Origin of the sequence: Solimonas sp. K1W22B-7 (assembly GCF_003428335.1) — a bacterium.
Taxonomy (GTDB): Bacteria; Pseudomonadota; Gammaproteobacteria; order Nevskiales; family Nevskiaceae; genus Solimonas_A.
Window position 1 is genome coordinate 2,003,661 of the sequence record NZ_CP031704.1, and the last position, 18,915, is coordinate 2,022,575.

Here is an 18,915-nt window from a genome sequence, read left to right on the forward strand (position 1 = left end):
ATGCGCGCCGCAGGAGCGGCGACGCGGGGACGGCGTCAGGCGAGGGAGGCGGAGAGGGGTGGACCGCGCAGCGGCGGTCGCAGGACGTGGGGCAGCTTGCGTCGCGGCGGCGCCGCGACGGGGGAACGAAGCAGGGTAGGGCGCGGCGCGGCAGGCAGCCACAGCAGCACGGCGGCGGCGATGAAGACCAGCGTGGCGGCGAACGACTGCCAGGACTTCGCGGCCGAGGCGTCGTCGATCTTCACGTCCTCGCCCTGGTGCCCGGCGTGGTGGAGATCGCCGTCGGCGACGTGCACCGCCACCGGCGCTTCCCTGCCGTCGAAGCAGAAATGCAGGTGCGTGCCGACCACGCGCGTCAGCAGCAGGGCCAGGCCCAGCAGCAGGATCAGCGACAGCGGTGGCGAGCGGAAACGACGCATTTGACGGTATTGAACACCTGGAGCCTGCTACAGAGTCAAGCCAGCCCGGAAAGTTCCCATGATTTGGTAGGGTGGGCTTCAGCCCACGCGGAGTCGGCACGTGGGCTGAAGCCCACCCTACAGCACTGACGGTGCCTCGATGGAAAGCGCTGGTGCAGACACATAGTATTCGGTTTGACTACGAGGCTTGGTCGTTGCCATGTTTTTGCCTGCATGAACAAGTGAGGTGGCGCGAATGAGTAGTGGATCGAACAGATGAGTGTGCACAGATTCAACGATAAGAATCTCGTATGGCTCTATCGATATAGAGCGCTAGATGAGAAATCGATCCCATGGGTAGAGCGCATTTTCACGCATGGAGAGATGTATTTCGCTCCGCCATCGGCCCTGAATGATCCTCATGAGTTAAACCCCATCTACGAATTTCTAGGGTCGCCACAGCAAGTCAGGATGTACATTGAGAGGCTCTGCACGCGCTTGTATCCGTTGTTGCATGGGGAGAAACGGGTTGCCCAGGTAGAGAACCTGCTTGCAGCACTCGAGGGGGCTAATCTGCGACATGGCGATGGACTTAGTCCGGAGGCTCAGGCGTACATGAAATCCGAGATCGAGAGAGTCGGTGTGTGCTGTTTCAGCGAGGACTGGTCCAGCGCCCCAATGTGGGCGCACTACTCCGGAAACAGCACTGGAATTTGCGTCCGGTTCAAGGCGAGTGCAACGACGCCGTTCTTTGGTATGACTCAGCGAGTCACCTATAGCAAGGACTATCCCCGAATCAACCCAATTACACAGAGCAGCGAAGATCGCGTTCGTCGACTGCTGCTGTGGAAGGGGAACCAGTGGAGTTACGAGAAGGAGTGGCGAATTGTTGATACCGATGCTGGTCCTGGTATTAGAAAGTTCCCTGTGGAGTACATCCACTCGGTTCTATTGGGGCCCAAGATCACAGCAGAGCACGAAAAGGCTGTTCGGGCGTGGGTAGCAACGATGAAGCACGAGGTGAGCGTACGGCGAGTAGCTTCAATCGCAGGTAGCTATCAGATGCGACTCGTGTGAAGACATCGAAAAGCACGCCTCACAGGAACCTTGGGATCAAGCCAGGCCGGAAAGTTTCAGCGCCAGGCCCGCGGCGGTGCAGATTCGTAGGTGGGCTTCAGCCCACCTGTTGCAACGCGTGGGCTGAAGTCCACCCTACGACGAGATGTTTCGGCGGGCGAGCGTCCGTATTCACTCCCCGTAGTCTCCGGCAGCCTCTACTGACCCTCCCCAGTCGGGTGCCAGCAGGCCTTTGCGCACATAGCGATGAAAGCTCGAATGCGGCCAGTCGGCGGTGCTGGGAACCAAGCCGTGTTTGACCGGGTTGTAGTGGATGTAGTCGATGTGCCGTTGCAGATCCAGCTCGTCCCGGATCTGGTGCTCCCAGAAGCGCCTTTGCCAGATGCCTTTCTCGCGCTTGCGCTGCTTGCTTGCGCCGGGATTTGGTGATGGCGGCAGCAGGTGGGAGAAACCGCTTTTGATGGCGGCCCAGCGGGTCGAGAAATCCGAATCGTCAGCGGGCAGTTCCCAGAGGGCGTGGAGGTGGTCCGGGAGGATGCAGATCGCTATCGTCTCGAAAGGACGGCGCCGGGCAGAGTCCTGGTAGGCATTGCGAAGAAGATCGATGTGGCGGGTCAGCAGAGCTTCGTGGCGATCGGCCAGCGTGACGGTGAAGAAGTAGCTGGCGCCAGCGGTGCGGGATCGTCGGTAGCGCGACATGAGAGTCTGGTGTGGAGCCGCGTGGGCTGAAGCCCACCCTACGAAAGCTGTGGGGTGGGTGCAAGCTGATCGGTGCGTCAGGTTCGGGTGTTCTACAGAGTCAAGCCAGCCCGGAAAGTTTCATCGCCAGGCCCGCCGCCGCGCAGACCGCCAGCACTTTCAGCAGGCCGACGTGGAAGCGCAGCATCGCCAGCATCGCGCCGGCGCCGAGCAGCAGCGCCACCGGATCCAGCGAGGCCAGCTCAGGCGCGGGCAGGCGCAGCGGCCCGGCCTGCCACTGGCCGACCTGGCGGAACAGCACGTGCAGCGCGAACCAGATCGACAGGTTCAGGATCACGCCAACGACCGCGGCGGTGATGCCGGTGAGCGCGGCATTGAGCTGGACGTTGCCGCGCAGGCGCTCGATGTAGGGCGCGCCCAGGAAGATCCACAGGAAGCAGGGCACGAAGGTGACCCAGGTCGACAGCGTGGCGCCGAGCATGCCGGACAGCAGCGGCGGCAGCGTGCCGGGATCGCGGAAGGCGCCGAGGAAGCCGACATAGGTCAGCACCAGGATCAGTGGCCCGGGCGTGGTCTCGGCCAGCGCCAGGCCCTGCACCATCTCGCCCGGTTGCAGCCAGCCATAGCGGTCCACCGCCTGCTGCGTCATGTAGGCCAACACCGCATAGGCGCCGCCGAAGGTGACGACCGCCATCTTGCTGAAGAACACCGCTTCCTGCGTGAACACATGCTGTGCCCCCAGCGCCAGGAACAGCAGCAGGATCGGCAGGCCCCAGAGCGCGGCGCCGGCCAGCAGCAGCTTCAGCGTCCAGGCCGGCTGGGCAGGGTGTGCGTGCGCCGGCACCGGGTCATGGTCTTCTTCGCCGGCCTTGGGCGGCTTGGGCAGCCACTGCGGCGCCCAGCGCGCGGCAGCCAGGCCGGCCAGTGCGGCGCCGAGCACGATCAGGGGAAAAGGCAGGTGCAGCGCGAAGATGGCGATGAAGGCCGCACCGGCCAGCCACCACAGTGCGCGGGTCTTCAGGGCCCGCTTGCCGACGCGGATCACCGCCTCGATCACGATTGCCAGCGTCGCCGCCTGCATGCCGTAGAGCAGTCCCTGGACCCAGGTCAGTTCGCCGTAGCTGACGTAGACCACGGCGATGCCGACCATCAGCACGAAGCCCGGCAGGATGAACAGCAGCCCGGCGACGAGGCCGCCCCAGGTCCTGTGCATCAGCCAGCCGATGTAGGTGGCCAGCTGCTGTGCCTCGGGACCGGGCAGCAGCATGCAGTAGTTCAGCGCATGCAGGAACCGCGTCTCGGAGATCCACTTGCGCTCGTCCACCAGCATGCGGTGCATCAGCGCGATCTGGCCGGCAGGTCCGCCGAAGCTGAGGAAGCCGATCTTGAGCCAGACCAGGAAGGCTTCGCGGAAGGAGACGACGGGCACGTGGGCGGGGGAGTTCATGGGTGCGGATTATGGAGTTGCGCTGCCCCAAACGAACAGGGCCCGCATATGCGGGCCCTGTCTTGCTGCTTCTCAGTCAAGAAAACTCAGTGGCGCAATCCATGGCGAGACATGGGCTGGCAGATTGAGCCCCCGCCCATGTTTGGCTTACTTCGGCATGACATTGAGTCATGCCTCAGCGAGGCCAAACATTCCCTGGCCGGGCCTTCGTCGGCGTGGAGTGTCATTCAAGGCACTCCACGACAGCCCCGACTCAGCCTTCGACGATCGCCACCACGCCCTGGCCGCCGGCGGCGCAGATCGAGATCAGGCCGCGGCCCTTGTAGTTGTTCTCGGCGATGATCTTGGCCAGCGTGGCCAGGATGCGGCCGCCGGTCGCGGCGAAGGGGTGGCCGGCCGCGAGGCTGGAGCCCCTGATGTTCATGCGCGAGCGGTCGATCGAGCCCAGCGGCTTGGACAGGCCCAGGCGCTCCTTGCAGAACTTCGGGTCTTCCCAGGCCTTGAGGGTGCAGAGCACCTGGCCGGCGAAGGCTTCGTGGATCTCGTAGAAGTCGAAATCCTGCAGCGAGATGCCGGCGCGCTCCAGCATGCGCGGCACGGCGTAGGCCGGTGCCATCAGCAGGCCTTCCTTCTTGTTGACGAAGTCCACCGCGGCGGTTTCGACGTGGGTCAGGTAGGCCTGCGGCTTGAGGCCATGGGCCTTGGCCCAGTCTTCCGACGCCAGCAGCACGGCGGAGGCGCCGTCGGTCAGCGGGGTGGAGTTGGCGGCGGTCAGCGTGCCCTGGCCGGACTTGCGGTCGAAGGCCGGGCCGAGCTGCGAGATCTTCTCGATCGAGATGTCGGGGCGCAGGTTGTTGTCGCGCTCCAGGCCGGCGTAGGGCACGACGAGGTCGGCGTAGAAACCCGACTCCCAGGCACGTGCGGCCTTCTGGTGCGATTCGAAGGCCAGCTGGTCCTGCGCTTCGCGCGGGATCTTCCATTCCTTGACCATGACTTCGCAGTGCTCGCCCATGCTCATGCGCGTGCGCGGCTCGCCGTTGGACGGGATGGCCGGGGCCAGCATGGCCGGGCGGAACTTGGACAGCGCGGCCAGGCGCTGGCCGGTGGTCTTGCTGCGGTTGACCTCGAGCAGGATCTTGCGCAGCTTCTCGCCCACGGCGATCGGTGCATCGGAGGTGGTGTCGACGCCGCCGGCGATACCGGACTCGATCTGGCCGAGCGCGATCTTGTTGGCAACGTTGATCGCCGCCTGCAGGCCGGTGCCGCAGGCCATCTGCACGTCGGCAGCGGCGGTTTCGGGCGCCAGGCCGGAGGACAGCACGGACTCGCGGGTCAGGTTGAAGTCGCGCGAGTGCTTGAGCACCGCGCCGGCCTGTACTTCGCCGAGGCGCTCACCGTGCAACTGGTACTTGTCGACCAGGCCCTTGAGGGCGGCGGTGAACATGTCCTGGTTGGACTTGGTGGAGTAGGCGGTGTTGGAACGCGCGAAGGGGATGCGCGAACCACCGATGATGGCGACGCGGCGGCCGTACTTCATGGGGGTGCTCCTGCGAAGAAGGATTGGACGGGCGGAATTATCGAAAGCTGCCCCGACAATGGCTATTGCCGCAGGGACACAGCCCCCGAGAATTTGTTGTAACAGCAAATTCAGTCACTTGTGCCACCCCCGGGGGAACTTTCCGCTGGTTTGCGGGGTCAGCATGACGCAGAATTCAGCGACACCGACCCCCGACATGGAGCCGTCCCGCATGCGATCCCTCATCCTGCTACCCGCACTGGTACTGCTTTCGGCCTGCCAGAGCATGGAGCCGATCAGCTCCGCCGAGGCGGCGGCGCCGGGCCAGGTGGAATCCGCGCCGGTGCCCGAAACCGTGGTTCCCGCGGACGCCCCGGTGAGCCAGGAGACCTACACCAGCGAGGAGGTCGTGGCCGAGGCCTCGAAATTCTTCGGCAAGGCCTCCGCTGATGTCGCCCAGGCGGTGGAGCGCGTGTTCGCCAGGTACGGGCGCCCGAACGCCTACATCATCGGCGAGGAAGGCTCCGGCGCCCTGGTGGTGGGCCTGCGCTATGGCCGCGGCACGCTGCAATACAAGGGCGGCGACAGCATGCCGATCTACTGGCAGGGCCCCTCGGTGGGCTGGGACTGGGGCGGCAACGCCTCCAAGGTCGTCACCCTGGTGTACAACCTGCGCAACACTTCGCAGATGTTCCAGCGCTATCCCGGCGTGGACGGCAGCCTCTATCTCGCCGCCGGCATCGGCGTGAACTACCAGCAGGCCGGCAACGTGGTGCTGGCGCCGATGCGCACCGGCGTCGGCCTGCGCGCCGGCGCCAGCGTCGGCTACCTGTCCTACACCCGCAAGCCCTCGGTCATTCCGTTCTGACCGGACTGCTAGACTCCGAACAACCCCCGCGATCCCCAAGGAGACCGCAATGAGCTGGAACAACCAACTTCGACCTGCCCCCATCAACAGCGGTGCGCAGCCGCGCCCCCTGCCGCTGGGGCAGGATGCCGCCGCCAGTGCCGCCAGCAAGGTGCTGCGCAACACCTACCTGCTGCTGTCGATGACGCTGCTGTTCAGCGCCGTGATGGCCGGCGCCTCCATGGCGCTGGGCGTCGGCTACGGCATCAGCCTGCTGTGCTCGGCGGTGTCGCTGGGCCTGCTGTGGTTCGTGGTGCCGCGCACCGCGAATTCCCCCGCGGGCCTGTGGGTGGTGTTCGCGGTCACCGGCCTGCTCGGCTTCGGCCTGGGCCCGGTCATCAACCGCTACCTCGGCACCGCCAACGGTGGCCAGACCGTGATGATGGCCCTGGGCATGACCGGCGCGATCTTCGTCGCCCTGTCGGCCTATGCGGTGAAGACCCGGCGCGACTTCAGCTTCATGCGCGGCTTCCTGTTCACCGGCATCATGGTGGTGTTCATGGCGAGCATTGCGCTGCTGGTGGCCTCGGCCTTCGGCCTCTACCTGCAGCCCCTGCACCTGGGCATCTCGGCGCTGTTCGCGCTGTTCGCCAGCGGCATCATCCTGTACCAGACCGGCGAGATCGTGAACGGCGGCGAGACCAATTACGTGCTGGCGACGGTCACGCTGTATGTGTCGATCTACAATCTCTTCACCAGCCTCCTGCATCTGCTGGGCTTCGCCAACGACGACTGAGTCGATCGGCCACGGAAAAGCCCCGCTCATGGCGGGGCTTTTTTGTTCTTGGGGAGCACGATGAACTGGAATGTCCTGGGCCAGACTGCAGGCCTGCTTGTCCTGTCGAACGTCTTCATGACGCTGGCCTGGTACGCGCACCTGAAGGACCTGCGCGACAAGCCCTGGATCATCGCGGCACTGGTGAGCTGGGGCATTGCCCTGTTCGAGTACCTGCTGCAGGTGCCGGCCAACCGTATCGGCTACGGCACACTCAGCCTGCCGCAGCTGAAGATCATGCAGGAGGTGATCACGCTGGCGGTGTTCGTGCCCTTCGTGGTGCTGTACATGAAGCAGCCGATCAAGCTGGATTACCTGTGGGCGGCGCTGTGCATGATGGGCGCGGTGTATTTCATTTTCCGCAGCTAGGGCCTGTCTGGGTAATCTCTTACCCACCGGGTCGCGAGCAAGCTCGCTCCTAATATTTGCGAGGGTGGCAACGCTACAGCCGCGCCGCGATCAACCCCGCCATCACCAGCCCCGTCAGCACGATGAAGGCGCGCAGCCGCGCCGGGGGAATGCGCCGCGCCCAGCGCGCGCCGGCATAGCCCCCGGCGGTGGCGAACAGCATCATCCACAGCGCCGGTCCCCAGTGCACGGCATTGCCGGCGGCATACAGCGTCACCGCGATCGCGGTGAGCACGCCGGACACCCGGTTCTTCAGGGCGTTGGCCTGGTTCAGATCCCGCAGGCCCAGCATCGACAAGGCCGCCAGCAGCAGGATGCCGAGCCCGCCGTTGAAGTAGCCGCCATAGGCGCAGACCGCGAACACCGTGAGGGCCGCAACGGGCCTGGGCACTGCGGCGCCGCGCAGCCGCTGCTGCAGGCGGGGCTGGAGCGCGAACAGCAGGGTCGCCGCCAGCAGCAGCAGCGGCGCGATGCCGGCGAACAGGCGATCCGGGGTGAGCAGCAGCAGGGCCGCGCCGCTGGCGCCGCCGGCCAGGGCCAGGCCCAGCAGCAGGGGCAGACCCAGGCCGGCCGGGGTGCGCAGGTCCTGGCGCGAGGCCCAGGCGGCGCTGAGATAGCCCGGCAGCAGCGCCACGGTACCGGTGGCATTGGCCGCCACCGGCGGCACCCCGACGGCCATCAGCGCCGGCAGGGTCAGGAAGCTGCCGCCGCCCGCCAGGGCATTGAGTCCGCCGGCGAGGAAGGCGGCGCCGGCCAGCAGGGTGGCTTCGGTGGGACTCATGCCGCCCGACCCGCGACGATATATCCGGTCAATCGCGCCGATAGGGAGATATCAATGGCGGATTTGTTGAGAGTGATTATCATTTGAGTCCAGACACGGACCCCCAAGGAGACCCCGCCATGATCAAGACCCTGAGCTTCGGTGCGATGCACATCAGCGTCGCGTTCCTGGTCGTCTGGGCGATGACCGGCAGCTGGATGACCGGCGGCCTGGTCGCGGTGGTGGAGCCCTGCATCAACACGGTGGCCTACCACTTCCACGAGAAGATCTGGAAGCGCCGCGGCGAGGCTGGCAACGCCGCCAACATGGGCTGGCTGGCACACAGCCACTGAACCGCGCTAGTACGGTGCTGGCGCAGGCGGCGGCTCCGGCAGTGGTGCCGGGGCGGCCTCCTCGGGCGGCGGGACCGGTTGCGGGGGCGGCGCGATCGGCTGGGGCGGCGGCGCAGCCACCGGCACCGTGCGCGGGGGTGCGGCCTCGGCCATCAGCACCAGTACGCCCTCGCGGGTCCGCACCAGCTTGCCGGTGACGGCCAGCGGCACGTTGCTGTTGTTGTTGCGCACATCCAGGATCGCCGCACCCGGCGCGCGGCCATTGACCCACAGGCATTCGCTGTCGCCGGTCAGCATCCAGTCGTTGTTCGACATCGGCGGCATGCCCAGGCAGCTGCCCTCGCGCTGGCGCGGCAGGCCCGAGAGCGTGATGCGCTTGCCCACCAGGTTCGGCAAGTTGGGCATGGCCAGGTCCACCGGCACGGCCTGGCCGGGCGTGAAGCTCAGCAACTGTTCTTTGGTAGGGCCGCTGGCGCAGGCGGCCAGCAGCAGGGCGAGCAGGGCGATGGTGCGTTTCATGGTCGTTCTGGGTTCTCCGGTGCCGATTGTAAAGCCGTCGGCATTCGCCGCTACTCTATGCCCCTAAAAATGAACCTGGAGAGAAAGCATGATTTCCGCAGCGGACTACGCGCGGCATGACGCGGTGGCCCTGGCCGCCCTGGTGGCCCGGGGCGAGACCACGGCGGCGGAACTGCTGGAGACCGCCATCGCCCGCGCCGCGGCGGTCAACCCCAAGATCAACGCCATCAACATCCCGATGCACGAGATCGGCCGGGCGCGAGCGAAGGAAAAGCTGCCGGGCCCGCTGGCCGGCGTGCCGTTCCTGATCAAGGACATCGTGCAGGACTATGCCGGCGTGCCGGCCAGCTCGGGCTGCGTGCCGCTGCGCGGCTGGAAGCCCCCGACTCACGCGTCCATCGTGCAGCGCTTCCTCGACGCGGGCCTGGTGATCTTCGGCAAGACCGCGACGCCGGAGCTGGCGCTCAAGGGCATCACCGAGTCGCGCTGCTGGGGCGTGACGCGCAATCCCTGGGATCTGGGCCGCACGCCCGGCGGCTCCTCGGGCGGTGCCGCGGCCGCGGTGGCGGCTGGCATCGTGCCGATGGCGGGCGCCAACGACGGCGGTGGCTCGATCCGCATCCCCGCCGCCTGCTGCGGCCTGTTCGGCCTGCGTCCCTCGCGCGGCCGCGTGCCGCTGGGGCCGCGCATGGGCGAGGCCTGGGAGGGTGCCAACAGCGATCTCGTGGTCTCGCGCAGCGTGCGCGACAGCGCGGCGATGCTCGACGCGCTGCAGGGGCCGGATGTCGGCGCGCCCTTCGAGATCCGCGCGCCCGAGCGGCCCTACCTGGAGGAGCTGGGCCGCGAGCCGGGCCGCCTGCGCGTGGCCTTCTGCACGCGCTCGCCGCTGGGCATGCCGGTGGATCCACAGCATGTCGAGGCGGTGCGCAAGACGGCGAAGCTGCTGGAATCGCTGGGCCATCACGTCGAGGAGGCCGAGCCGCAGATCGACGGCCCGCAGCTGGCACGCTGTTTCATCACCATGTACATGGGCAATGTCGCCGCCAGCGTCGCCGAGATCCGTGCGCTGACCGGCTGCGCCGAGAGCGCCTTCGAGCCCGACACGCGGGTGTTCGCCCAGGCCGGCCGCGCGCTGGCGGCCGGCGAATACGTGCGCCGGCGGCGCTTGTGGAACGACTTTGCCCGCAGCCTCGGCGAGTTCTTCGGCCACTACGACCTCTATCTCACCCCGACGCTGGCCTGCCCGCCGGTGCGCATCGGCGAGCTGGAGCAGCCGGCGGCACTGCGCGCTGCGCAGCAGCTGGTGCTGGGCCTGCGCGGCGGCGGCCTGCTGCTGCGCAGCGGCATGGTCGAGCAGATCGCGATCGAAAGCCTGGCCAAGGTGCCGTTTACGCAGCTGTCCAATCTCACCGGCACGCCGTCGATGTCGGTGCCGCTGTACCACACCGCCGAGGGCCTGCCACTGGGCCTGCAGTTCGTTGCGCCCTTCGGCGAGGAGGGGCGCTTGCTGCGCGTTGCCGCGCAGCTGGAGCAGGCGCTGCCCTGGTTCGACCGCATGCCGGCGCTGTGAGCGCTACACCGGAATTGCTGGCGCTGCTGCGCGCGCAGGATCCCGCGTTGGCCGAGGCCGCCGCCACGGTCTGCGCCGCCAGCCCCTTCGTCGCCGCGTCGCTGGAGTGGATGCTGCGTCACGGCAGCGACCTGGGCGAGCTGCATCGCGCGCGCGCGCCGGGCCAGACCGCTGCGAGCATCCTCGACGCGACGCGGGCGCTCTCCGACGAGAAGGACATGCAGCGCGTGCTGCGCCAGCGGCGCCGCGAGGACATGACCCGGATCGCCTTCCGCGACCTCTCCGGCTGGGCGCCGCTGGACGAGGCGCTGGACGATCTCTCGGACCTGGCCGACGCCTGCTGCGAGGCGGCGCTGCGCTTCGCCGGGCGCCGCCTGCAGGCGCGCCATGGCCTGCCGCGCAACGAGCGCGGCGAGGAGTGCCGGCCGGTGGTGCTGGGCATGGGCAAGCTCGGCGGGCGCGAGCTGAACTTCTCCTCCGACATCGACCTGATCTTCTGCTACACCCAGGGTGGCGAGACCGACGGCGCGCGGCCGCTGAGCAACGACGAGTACTTCGGCCGCCTGACGCAGGACACCGGCAAGCTGCTGTCGGCGCGCACCGAGGACGGCTTCGTGTTCCGCGTCGACACCATGCTGCGGCCCTTCGGCTCCGCCGGCGCGCTGGCGGCTTCCTTCGCGGCGATGGAGGAGTACTACCAGGTGCATGGCCGCGAATGGGAGCGCTACGCCCTGATCAAGGCGCGCCCGGTGGCGGGCGACATCGCCGCCGGCGAGGGGCTGCTGCGCACGCTGCGGCCCTTCGTCTACCGGCGCTACCTCGACTTCAACGCCATCGGCAGCCTGCGCGAGCTCAAGCGCCTGATCGAGGACGACGTCAAGCGCAAGGGCATGGACGACAACGTCAAGCTCGGCCGCGGCGGCATCCGTGAGCTGGAGTTCATCGTGCAGTCCTTCCAGCTGGTGCGCGGCGGCAACGAGACGCCGCTGCGCGACGCGCGGCTGCGGCCGGTGCTGCGCTACCTGGGCGAAGCCGGCCACCTGCCGCCGGCGACCGCGGCAAGGCTGGACGCGTGCTACGTCTACCTGCGGCGCCTGGAGAACGCGATCCAGATGTACGGCGACGAGCAGGCTCATGTGCTGCCGGCCGACGAGGCACGGCGCGCGGCGCTGTGCGTGGCCATGGGCAATGCCGACTGGTGCGGGCTGCTGGAACAGCTGGATGAGGTGCGCGGCTTCGTCCAGAACGAGTTCGAGCGCATCTTTGCGGAGTCGGGCAAGGGCCGCGAGGAAGGGCCGCTGGGGCGGCTGGTGGCGGGCATCTGGAGCGGACAGGTCGATGCCGGTGATGCGGCCGATGCGCTGTATTCGGCGGGCTACAAGCAGAGCCCGAAGGAACTGGTCGAGGACCTGGAAGCGCTCAAGGCGCTGCGCCTGGTGCGCGGCATGCGCGAGGAAACCGCACTCAAGCTGCAGCAGCTGCTGGCGCAGCTGTTCGGGGAGGCCCTGCAGCAGGCGCAGCCGGCGCTGGCGCTGCGGCGCGCGCTGCGCATCATTCAGGCCGTGGTCGGCCGCTCCACCTATCTCACGCTGCTGCGCGAAAGCGACGCCACGCGCCAGCAGCTGCTGGGCCTCTGTGCCGCCAGCCCCTGGCTGACCGAGTTCATCGCGCAGTCGCCGGTGCTGCTCGATAGCCTGCTGGATCCGCGCACGCTCTACGCACCGCCGGAGAAGCAGGAGCTGTTCGAAGACCTGGCGCTGCGCGCGACGGAGATCGAGGGGCAGGGCACCGAGGCGGCGATGGACCTGCTGCGCCGCTACCAGAAGGAGATGACGCTGCGCGTCGCCGCCGCCGACCTGCTGCACGCGCTGCCGCTGGTGAAGATCAGCGATCGCCTGACCTGGCTGGCCGAGGCCATCGTCGGCCAGGCGCTGCGTTTCGCCTGGGCCGAGATGAGCGCGCAGTACGGCGAGCCGCTGCGCCGCGACGGCCAGCCCGCGGGCTTCGGCGTGATCGCCTACGGCAAGTTCGGCGGCATCGAGCTGGGCTACGGTTCGGACCTGGACCTGGTCTTCGTCCACGACTGCGACGCCCTGGAGGAAGACAGCAGCGGTGGCGGCCGTCCCCTGAACAACGGCACCTGGCTGGCGCGGCTGGCACAGCGCCTGATCAACAGCCTGGCCACCCAGACCCATGCCGGCCGCGCCTACGAGATCGACATGCAGCTGCGGCCCAGCGGTGCCTCGGGCCTGCTGGTGAGCAGCCTGGAAGGTTTCGCGGGCTACCAGCGCAGCGAAGCCTGGACCTGGGAGCACCAGGCGCTGACGCGGGCGCGCTACGTCGCCGGCTCCGCGGGCCTGGGTACCGCCTTCGAGGCCTTGCGCCTGGAGGTGCTATGCCGCCCGCGCGATGCCGCGAAGCTGCGCCAGGAAGTGGCCGACATGCGCCGCAAGATGGTCGCCAAGCTGGACAAGTCCACTGCTGTGCTGTGGGACGTGAAGCAGGGGCAGGGCGGCCTCACCGACTGCGAGTTCCTGACCCAGTTCCTGGTGTTGCGCGACGCGGCGCAAAGCCCTGCGGTGGCGCACTGGAGCGACAACTGGCGCCAGCTGGAAGCGCTGGCCGAGGCCGGCAGCATCGGCGCGGGCGACAAGGAGGCCCTGATCGACAGCTACCGCGCCTACCGCGGCTTCGCCCACGTGCGCTCGCTGCAGAACGAGCCGGCGCTGGTGCCGCAGGAGGAGTTCCTGCAGCAGCGCGAAGTGGTGAAGCGGATCTGGAAGGGTTTGTTCGGAGAGTAGGTCGCGTTTGCCAGGCTGGAGAGTGACATTGAGTCACTCTCCAGTAAGCAAACGCGCCTCTCCCGCTGGCGGGAGAGGGCAGGGTGAGGGTGGTGCGAGCCAATAGCTTCAAAGCTCAGTTAACTACCTCAGGCCTCCACCCTCACCCCAGCCCTCTCCCGCCAGCGGGAGAGGGAGTTTAGATCAGAGATACTGCGCCAGCCACGGCGCCGCCCGCGTCGGCCGGTACCACTTGTTGCCCTTGCCGACCACGGCCTCTTCCGGCTTGGGGTGGCCGTGGAACACCAGCACCTTGGCCTCGGCCGGCAGCTTCGGCTCCTGCCACAGCGACATCGGGAACGAGGGGATGCAGTGGTACTTGTAGCTGGGGCACCAGGCCAGCGGCCAGTAGCGCAGCTTGCCCAGGCCGCGCATCACGTCGGACAGGAATTCCTGTTCGTTGCGGTACTGCTCGGCCACCGCCACGCCTTTTTCCGCCAGGCCGCGGAACACACCGTAGTCCTGGCCGCCGACATACAGGAACACCGAGGTGTTGCCGGTGTAGCTGTTGCGGTAGCGGAAGCGCTTGTAGTCCTTGATGACGCTGAAATCCCCGCCCACGTCGAAGAACGGCGCCAGCGAGCCGACGATGATCATGTCCAGGTCCAGGAACAGGGTCGGGCCCTGGATCGCGGTGAAGGCCGGGCTGAACAGGGCTAGCTTGCGCCAGCCGCGCTCCGCGCCGCCCAGCTTGACCGGCAGGTCGGGGATCGGATGGACCGTCACGCCCGGGTCGATGCCCACCGGATCGTCGGTCAGGCAATAGAAGCGCATCTCACCGGGGGTGCTGGCCCGCACTGCCTGGTACAGCCGGTTGACGTCGGCGGCGGGGTACTTGGTGCCCCACTTCATGCAGACGAACTGGCGGATCGGGCTGGGGGACGGCGTCATGGGCTGGAAAGTCCTTTCTGCGGCCTGCAGGAGCGGTGGCCGGGGTCGATATACTAGACGCGAAAATCCCGAATTGAATAATGGACCCCAAGAATCCGCCCGAGCGGCTGCGCATCGCCCACCTGATCCTGTCCACCGGCTTTGCCGGCTCGGAACGGTCCACGGCCGAGTCCTGCATCGCCCAGTGCCGGGACCATGACGTGCTGCTGGTGGTGCGCAGGGGTCATCGCAAGCAGAAGACCGGCGCCAGCATCGTCGATCACCTCGATCCGCGGGTGAAGGTGGTGGAGATTCCGGCGCGGCTGTTCACGCAGCGCCACCTGCAGCGCGCCCTGGATGAGTTCCGCCCGGATGTGGTCCATGCCCACCTGCGGCGCTCCACAAGGCTGCTGTCGCGCTGCCGCGTCGATGGGGTGAAGGTCTCGACCCTGCACATCGAGATCAACGGCCCGCAGTTCCTGCAGATGGACGGCCTGGTCTGCATTTCGCCCTGGCAGCTCCGGACCATCCCGGCCGAATACCGTGGCCTTGCGGTGATGATCCGCAACTCGCTGCTGCCGCAGCCGAAGATCGACGCTGCGCGCCGCGAGACCCTGCGCGCCGAGATGGGCGCGGGTCCGGGCGTGTTCCTGATCGGCGGCGTCGGTCGCCTGGGGCATAGCAAGGGCTGGGACGTATTGCTGCATGCCTATGCCGAGGCGCAGCTGCCGGACACGCGCCTGGCGCTGATCGGCGAGGGCAGCGAGCGCGGCAAGCTGGAGCGCCTGGCCGGGCCGGCGGTGCAGTTCCTCGGCTTCCGCCCCAGCGTCAAGGACTACTACCAGGCCTTCGACCTGTTCGTCTGCCCTTCGCGCACCGAGCCGATGGGGCGGGTCATCCTGGAGGCGCTGGATGCCGGCGTGCCGGTGATCTCCAGCGACGCCAGCGGGCCGAAGGAAATCCTCACCGAATACCCGGGGGTGCTGGTACCGGTGGGAGACGTCGGCGCCATGGCCAGGGCCTTGCGCAGCGCGTGGGAGCGCCGCGGCGAGCCGCCGGCACCGGTGGATGTCTCCGCGCACCATCTCGACCGGGTGTCGGTCGAGATGGTCCAGTTCTACCGCGATCTGCTTCATCGGCGCCGCTCCGGCGCCAGCGGCCCCCCGGCCTAGAACGCCGGGCGCCGGTGCCAGTTCCAGGCGTCGGCCACGATTCGATCGATCGAGTCGTGCCGCGGGGTCCAGTCGAGTATCTCCCTGGCTTTTCTGCTGCTGGCCACCAGGGTTGCCGGATCCCCGGCCCGACGCGGGCCGAACGGAATGTCGAGGGGAACCCCCACTGCCCGCTCCGCCGCCTTGACGACCTCCAGGACCGAGTGACCGATGCCATTGCCGAGGTTGAAACAGTGAAAGCCCGGCTGTGAGCGGCCGTGCTCCATGGCGTTCAGGTGCGCAACTGCAAGGTCGTTGACGTGGATATAGTCGCGTACGCAGCTGCCGTCGCGCGTCGGGTAGTCCGTGCCGAAAATTTGCACGCTCAGATCCTCACCTGCCGCTCGCCGCAGCAGTCGCGGTATCAAATGCGTCTCGGGCGTATGCGATTCACCGATCCGTCCCTGTGGGTCCGCCCCGGCGGCATTGAAGTAGCGCAGCGTGGTGGCGCGCAATCCATAGGCTTGTGCCGCATCCTGTAGCAGCATTTCCACCGCCAGCTTGGAATTGCCATAGGGGTTGATCGGCTGGCGCGGATGGTTCTCTTCGATCTGGTCGGACTGGGGGTCGCCGAAGATCGCGGCGGTGGATGAAAAGATGAACTGGGCTACGCCAGCATCGCGCATAGCCATCAACAGGCTCAAGGTCGATGAGACGTTGTTCTGGTAATACCGGTAGGGGTCCTGCATGGATTCGCCGACCAGGGAGCAGGCTGCGAAATGCATCACGACATCAATCTCGTGCCGGCGCAGGGTCTCGGCGACGACGCTTGTCTCATCCAGCGAAGCGACGACCAGTTCGCCCCACTGCACAGCCTCGCGATGGCCGGTGGAAAGGTTGTCGAGCGCAACCACGCGATGTCCGGCAGTTGCCAGGCACAGGCACATGTGGGAACCGATGTAGCCGGCGCCGCCTACAACCAGGACGTTCATGCAGTAAGCCTCTTTAGCTCGGGGCGATATCCATTGTCGCGGAAAGCCTTTCCGCGATCAGCCGCCCGGCCGAGCGGGCCGAGGCTGCCTGTTCGAGCACCAGCGGCGCAACGATCTGCCTGAAACTGCTGAAGTGCTCGGAGAACCTGACCGCCAGGGTGGCGAACGCCTCGCTGTCGATGGCGGAGATGTCGGTGACCCATTCGCTCTGGCCGAGTGCCCGGTACAGTTCGGTGGTCTTGAACTCGTAGGCGATCGGCAGCACGGGCAGTCCAGCGCACAGGCCAAGTATGGCCATATGCATGCGCGTCGAGATGGCGAAATCGAAATCCCTGAGTGTCTCCATCAGCGCGGTCGGGCTGTGGAACCCGTGATCGACGCTGACAGCGCGCCGCACGTCCGGGTCCAGGCGGGCGCATATCCTGTCGGCGATCTGCGAGTCGTCGTACAGGTAGTCGGGGATGCCCTGGCAGGTCGAGAGAAAGACGATTTCTGCATTCTTGTCGCGCACCAGCGCGCTCACGGCGGCGGCCACGGCGGCTTCGTAGGTTTCCGTGCCTTTCGAGCGATCGCGGCCCTCATAGTGAGTCCAGCGGCGTACCGAGACGGCCACGCGCAAGCGCTGCCCCGCGGCACGCGCCGGCGGTGCCGTGATCCACGCGGCCCTGGCGAGGGCGAACACGCTGTCGGAGACGACCTTGAGCCTGTCGTGGTCGACGCCGATGTCGTGCAGATGCTGTTTCGACTTGGCATCACGCAGGAGCACGAGCCTGGCCCCCTCGGCGACGGCCTTCATGTCCTTCCGGTTCTCGGCTCTCCTGAAGGGCCCGAGCGATTGCGTGAACAGGACCAGCGGCTTGCCCAGCAGGAGGTCCTTGTACAGCTCCTCGAAACGGTTGCGCAGCTTGTAGTGCTCGACCAGATATGTTCCTCCTGTCGAGATGACCAAGTCGGCCGAACGGTACAGGGAGAGGCTGTCCAGCGCGCCCTGGCTGAGCAGCAGGGACGGGCGGACCTCACTGCCGGTGAGCGAGCTGGCGATGGCACGGCGGAAGGCCCACTGCTGGGCGCGCGCCAGCAGGCGTCGCAGCGGTGTTTTCCAGGTCCTGCCAAACAGCCGCACGGTGCCGGACAGGAAGGAGGTTGTCAGTGGATGAAACTGCAGTTCCGGATAGTGCCGCGCGGCGACCTCCGGCGCGCTGTCGAACACCGAGATGCGCGTATCGGGCCCGAAGGTCTCGCGGACGATGTCGATGATTGCCACCAGGATGGCCGCGTCGCCGGTGTTCAGCGCGACCGTGTTTTCGATGATGACGTGCATGGCGTTCTAGGATTCCGTCCGGGCCGGGCCGACGACACGCTGTTCGACCAGGCGCTCGTAGCGGGCAATCGCCGCGTCGCTGGCGAACAGTTCTTCGACCCGCGTGCGCCCGGCGCGCCCGAAACTGCTCCAGCGCTGAGGCGTGCGTGCCAGTTCGACCATGCGTTGCGCCATGGCCTCGACATCGTGCTCGGCGACGAGGAAGCCGTTGACCCCGTCCTCGACGATTTCCGGAATCCCGCTGTGGCGCGTGGCGATGATCGGCAGGCCGATGGCGGCCGCTTCGGTCAGGCTGACCGGCAGCCCTTCCATGTCGCCATCCGGCGTCTCGACGCTGTGCTGCATCATGATGTGGGCGCGGGTCATCGCTTCGCGGACCTCGGCGCTCGATACGGCGCCGCGCAAATGCACCACGCCGCCCAGCTTCAGCCGCTCGACGTCTTCGCGCACGGGGCCCGCCAGCTTGCCCGAGCCGCACAGCGTCAGCTCGGCATCGATTTCCGGGGCCAGTTCGCGCATGCGCGCAAATGCCGCGATCAGTTCGCGCGGCCCCTTCTTCTCGACGAGCCGGCCGACGAAGAGGAAGGAGACCTTGCCGTTGAAGCGGTCGGCCGGGTCGGAGTACGACCAGGTGCCGAGTTCGATGCCATTCTGCTGGACCACCACCTGGTCCGGAGCCGCCCCCAGGGCGATCACTTTCTGCCGCATGAACTCGGACGGCGTCAGGATCGTCACCCCCTTGCGCCAGAGCGATGCGTAGCGGCGTCGCCACGCGGAGGCCCTGGGCATGGCGGTGATGTCGAAGCCGTGCATGAAGACCACCAGCGGTAGCGTCGGGGTCGCCAGGTGGCCTGCGAATACGCCCATGCGTCCGAACTCGGCATGGATGTAGTCGGGCTTGATCCTCGCGACGACCGCGCGCAGGTCATCCAGATAGCGGATGTCGGTCGAGCTTTGCGGCACGGCCTGCGCGTCGCCCCAGGCCATCTTCAGCCGTTGGCCCCAGTCATCGCGGATCCTGGCCGCCAGGGTGACCGGCCACGATGCCTTGCGCAGCACCACGACCTTGTCGAAGGGCCGCTCGCGCTCCATCAGGCGCTCCTGCGTCACCACGTGCACCTCGTGCCCGCGGTCGCGCAGCGCCACGGCGCGGTCGTATACGAAGGTCTGCGAGAGATCGGAGAAAGCCTTGGTCAACAGCAGGATGCGCATGAATTCACTCTCTCCGGCGCCCGGCCGACGCCACACCGGGAATGCCTGCCGCCACGGCCGCAACGGCGTGGCAGGACGAATGGAACGGGATCATCTCCGA

18 protein-coding genes are annotated in these 18,915 nt (G+C 67.2%); 8 read left to right on the top strand and 10 right to left on the bottom strand.

The genetic code is table 11. From position 1 onward, the window contains the following. Window positions 1-35 precede the first annotated feature (35 nt). A complete protein-coding gene (locus tag D0B54_RS09220; RefSeq protein WP_117291043.1) occupies window positions 36-419 on the bottom strand; it encodes a hypothetical protein in 384 nt (127 codons plus the stop codon). Window positions 420-674: 255 nt separating this feature from the next. On the opposite strand from D0B54_RS09220, the gene D0B54_RS09225 reads away from it, so the two are divergent. Further along, window positions 675-1,475 carry a DUF2971 domain-containing protein gene (locus tag D0B54_RS09225; protein WP_117291044.1) on the top strand — a complete coding sequence of 267 codons (801 nt, stop codon included), beginning with the start codon at window positions 675-677 and terminating at the stop codon, window positions 1,473-1,475. 171 nt (window positions 1,476-1,646) lie between these two features. Here the strand turns inward: D0B54_RS09225 and D0B54_RS09230 are convergent, their stop codons facing one another. The 3 genes from D0B54_RS09230 to D0B54_RS09240 form a co-directional block, all read right to left on the bottom strand. Continuing rightward, window positions 1,647-2,174, bottom strand: coding sequence for an REP-associated tyrosine transposase (locus D0B54_RS09230; protein WP_117291045.1), 528 nt, complete (start codon window positions 2,172-2,174; stop codon window positions 1,647-1,649). 100 nt (window positions 2,175-2,274) lie between these two features. Further along, complete coding sequence (gene chrA, locus D0B54_RS09235; protein ID WP_117291046.1) at window positions 2,275-3,621, bottom strand: chromate efflux transporter; 1,347 nt, start codon at window positions 3,619-3,621, stop codon at window positions 2,275-2,277. A 253-nt stretch (window positions 3,622-3,874) separates the two neighbouring features. Next, window positions 3,875-5,158 (bottom strand): acetyl-CoA C-acetyltransferase, encoded by a 1,284-nt coding sequence (locus tag D0B54_RS09240; protein ID WP_117291047.1) that lies wholly within the window; start codon window positions 5,156-5,158, stop codon window positions 3,875-3,877. Window positions 5,159-5,369: 211 nt separating this feature from the next. Here D0B54_RS09240 and D0B54_RS09245 point away from each other — a divergent pair, with 211 nt between their 5' ends. Genes D0B54_RS09245 through D0B54_RS09255 form a run of 3 tightly spaced genes read left to right on the top strand, consistent with a single transcriptional unit; the run spans window position 5,370 to window position 7,188 of the window. Then, window positions 5,370-6,005 carry a DUF1134 domain-containing protein gene (locus D0B54_RS09245; RefSeq protein WP_240433577.1) on the top strand — a complete coding sequence of 212 codons (636 nt, stop codon included), beginning with the start codon at window positions 5,370-5,372 and terminating at the stop codon, window positions 6,003-6,005. A gap of 49 nt (window positions 6,006-6,054) precedes the next feature. Then, the gene (locus D0B54_RS09250; RefSeq protein WP_117291048.1) at window positions 6,055-6,780 is read left to right on the top strand and encodes a Bax inhibitor-1/YccA family protein; all 726 of its coding nucleotides are present in this window, start codon (window positions 6,055-6,057) and stop codon (window positions 6,778-6,780) included. Between the two features lie 60 nt (window positions 6,781-6,840). Further along, window positions 6,841-7,188, top strand: a complete 348-nt coding sequence (locus D0B54_RS09255; RefSeq protein ID WP_117291049.1) for a DMT family protein — start codon at window positions 6,841-6,843, stop codon at window positions 7,186-7,188. Window positions 7,189-7,261: 73 nt separating this feature from the next. Here D0B54_RS09255 and D0B54_RS09260 read toward each other — a convergent pair whose 3' ends face one another. Beyond that, window positions 7,262-8,008 (bottom strand): sulfite exporter TauE/SafE family protein, encoded by a 747-nt coding sequence (locus D0B54_RS09260; RefSeq protein WP_117291050.1) that lies wholly within the window; start codon window positions 8,006-8,008, stop codon window positions 7,262-7,264. Between the two features lie 119 nt (window positions 8,009-8,127). Here D0B54_RS09260 and D0B54_RS09265 point away from each other — a divergent pair, with 119 nt between their 5' ends. Next, window positions 8,128-8,340 carry a DUF2061 domain-containing protein gene (locus D0B54_RS09265; RefSeq protein ID WP_117291051.1) on the top strand — a complete coding sequence of 71 codons (213 nt, stop codon included), beginning with the start codon at window positions 8,128-8,130 and terminating at the stop codon, window positions 8,338-8,340. Window positions 8,341-8,346: 6 nt separating this feature from the next. On the opposite strand, the gene D0B54_RS09270 is transcribed toward D0B54_RS09265, so the two are convergent. Further along, window positions 8,347-8,859 carry a hypothetical protein gene (locus D0B54_RS09270; protein WP_117291052.1) on the bottom strand — a complete coding sequence of 171 codons (513 nt, stop codon included), beginning with the start codon at window positions 8,857-8,859 and terminating at the stop codon, window positions 8,347-8,349. Window positions 8,860-8,947: 88 nt separating this feature from the next. Here D0B54_RS09270 and D0B54_RS09275 point away from each other — a divergent pair, with 88 nt between their 5' ends. Together D0B54_RS09275 and glnE are read left to right on the top strand one after the other, a co-directional pair. Next, on the top strand, window positions 8,948-10,429 hold the full coding sequence (locus D0B54_RS09275; RefSeq protein WP_117291053.1) for an amidase: 1,482 nt from the start codon (window positions 8,948-8,950) through the stop codon (window positions 10,427-10,429). Beyond that, window positions 10,426-13,230: a bifunctional [glutamate--ammonia ligase]-adenylyl-L-tyrosine phosphorylase/[glutamate--ammonia-ligase] adenylyltransferase gene (glnE, locus tag D0B54_RS09280; protein WP_240433578.1), complete on the top strand. Its 2,805-nt coding sequence runs from the start codon at window positions 10,426-10,428 to the stop codon at window positions 13,228-13,230. The genes D0B54_RS09275 and glnE overlap by 4 nt, the downstream gene beginning before the upstream one ends. Before the next feature lie 183 nt (window positions 13,231-13,413). On the opposite strand, the gene D0B54_RS09285 is transcribed toward glnE, so the two are convergent. Next, window positions 13,414-14,160, bottom strand: a complete 747-nt coding sequence (locus D0B54_RS09285; RefSeq protein ID WP_117291055.1) for a glycosyltransferase — start codon at window positions 14,158-14,160, stop codon at window positions 13,414-13,416. A gap of 80 nt (window positions 14,161-14,240) precedes the next feature. Between D0B54_RS09285 and D0B54_RS09290 the strand changes: the two genes are divergently transcribed. Beyond that, a complete protein-coding gene (locus D0B54_RS09290) occupies window positions 14,241-15,311 on the top strand; it encodes a glycosyltransferase (protein ID WP_117291056.1) in 1,071 nt (356 codons plus the stop codon). Here D0B54_RS09290 and galE read toward each other — a convergent pair. The 3 genes from galE to D0B54_RS09305 are packed head-to-tail and all read right to left on the bottom strand — an operon-like array spanning window position 15,308 to window position 18,815. Beyond that, window positions 15,308-16,282, bottom strand: a complete 975-nt coding sequence (gene galE / locus D0B54_RS09295; protein ID WP_117291057.1) for a UDP-glucose 4-epimerase GalE — start codon at window positions 16,280-16,282, stop codon at window positions 15,308-15,310. The genes D0B54_RS09290 and galE overlap by 4 nt on opposite strands. Window positions 16,283-16,295: 13 nt before the next feature. Beyond that, window positions 16,296-17,603: a polysaccharide pyruvyl transferase family protein gene (locus D0B54_RS09300; protein WP_117291058.1), complete on the bottom strand. Its 1,308-nt coding sequence runs from the start codon at window positions 17,601-17,603 to the stop codon at window positions 16,296-16,298. Between the two features lie 6 nt (window positions 17,604-17,609). Then, window positions 17,610-18,815 (bottom strand): glycosyltransferase, encoded by a 1,206-nt coding sequence (locus D0B54_RS09305; RefSeq protein WP_117291059.1) that lies wholly within the window; start codon window positions 18,813-18,815, stop codon window positions 17,610-17,612. Window positions 18,816-18,915: the final 100 nt, after the last annotated feature.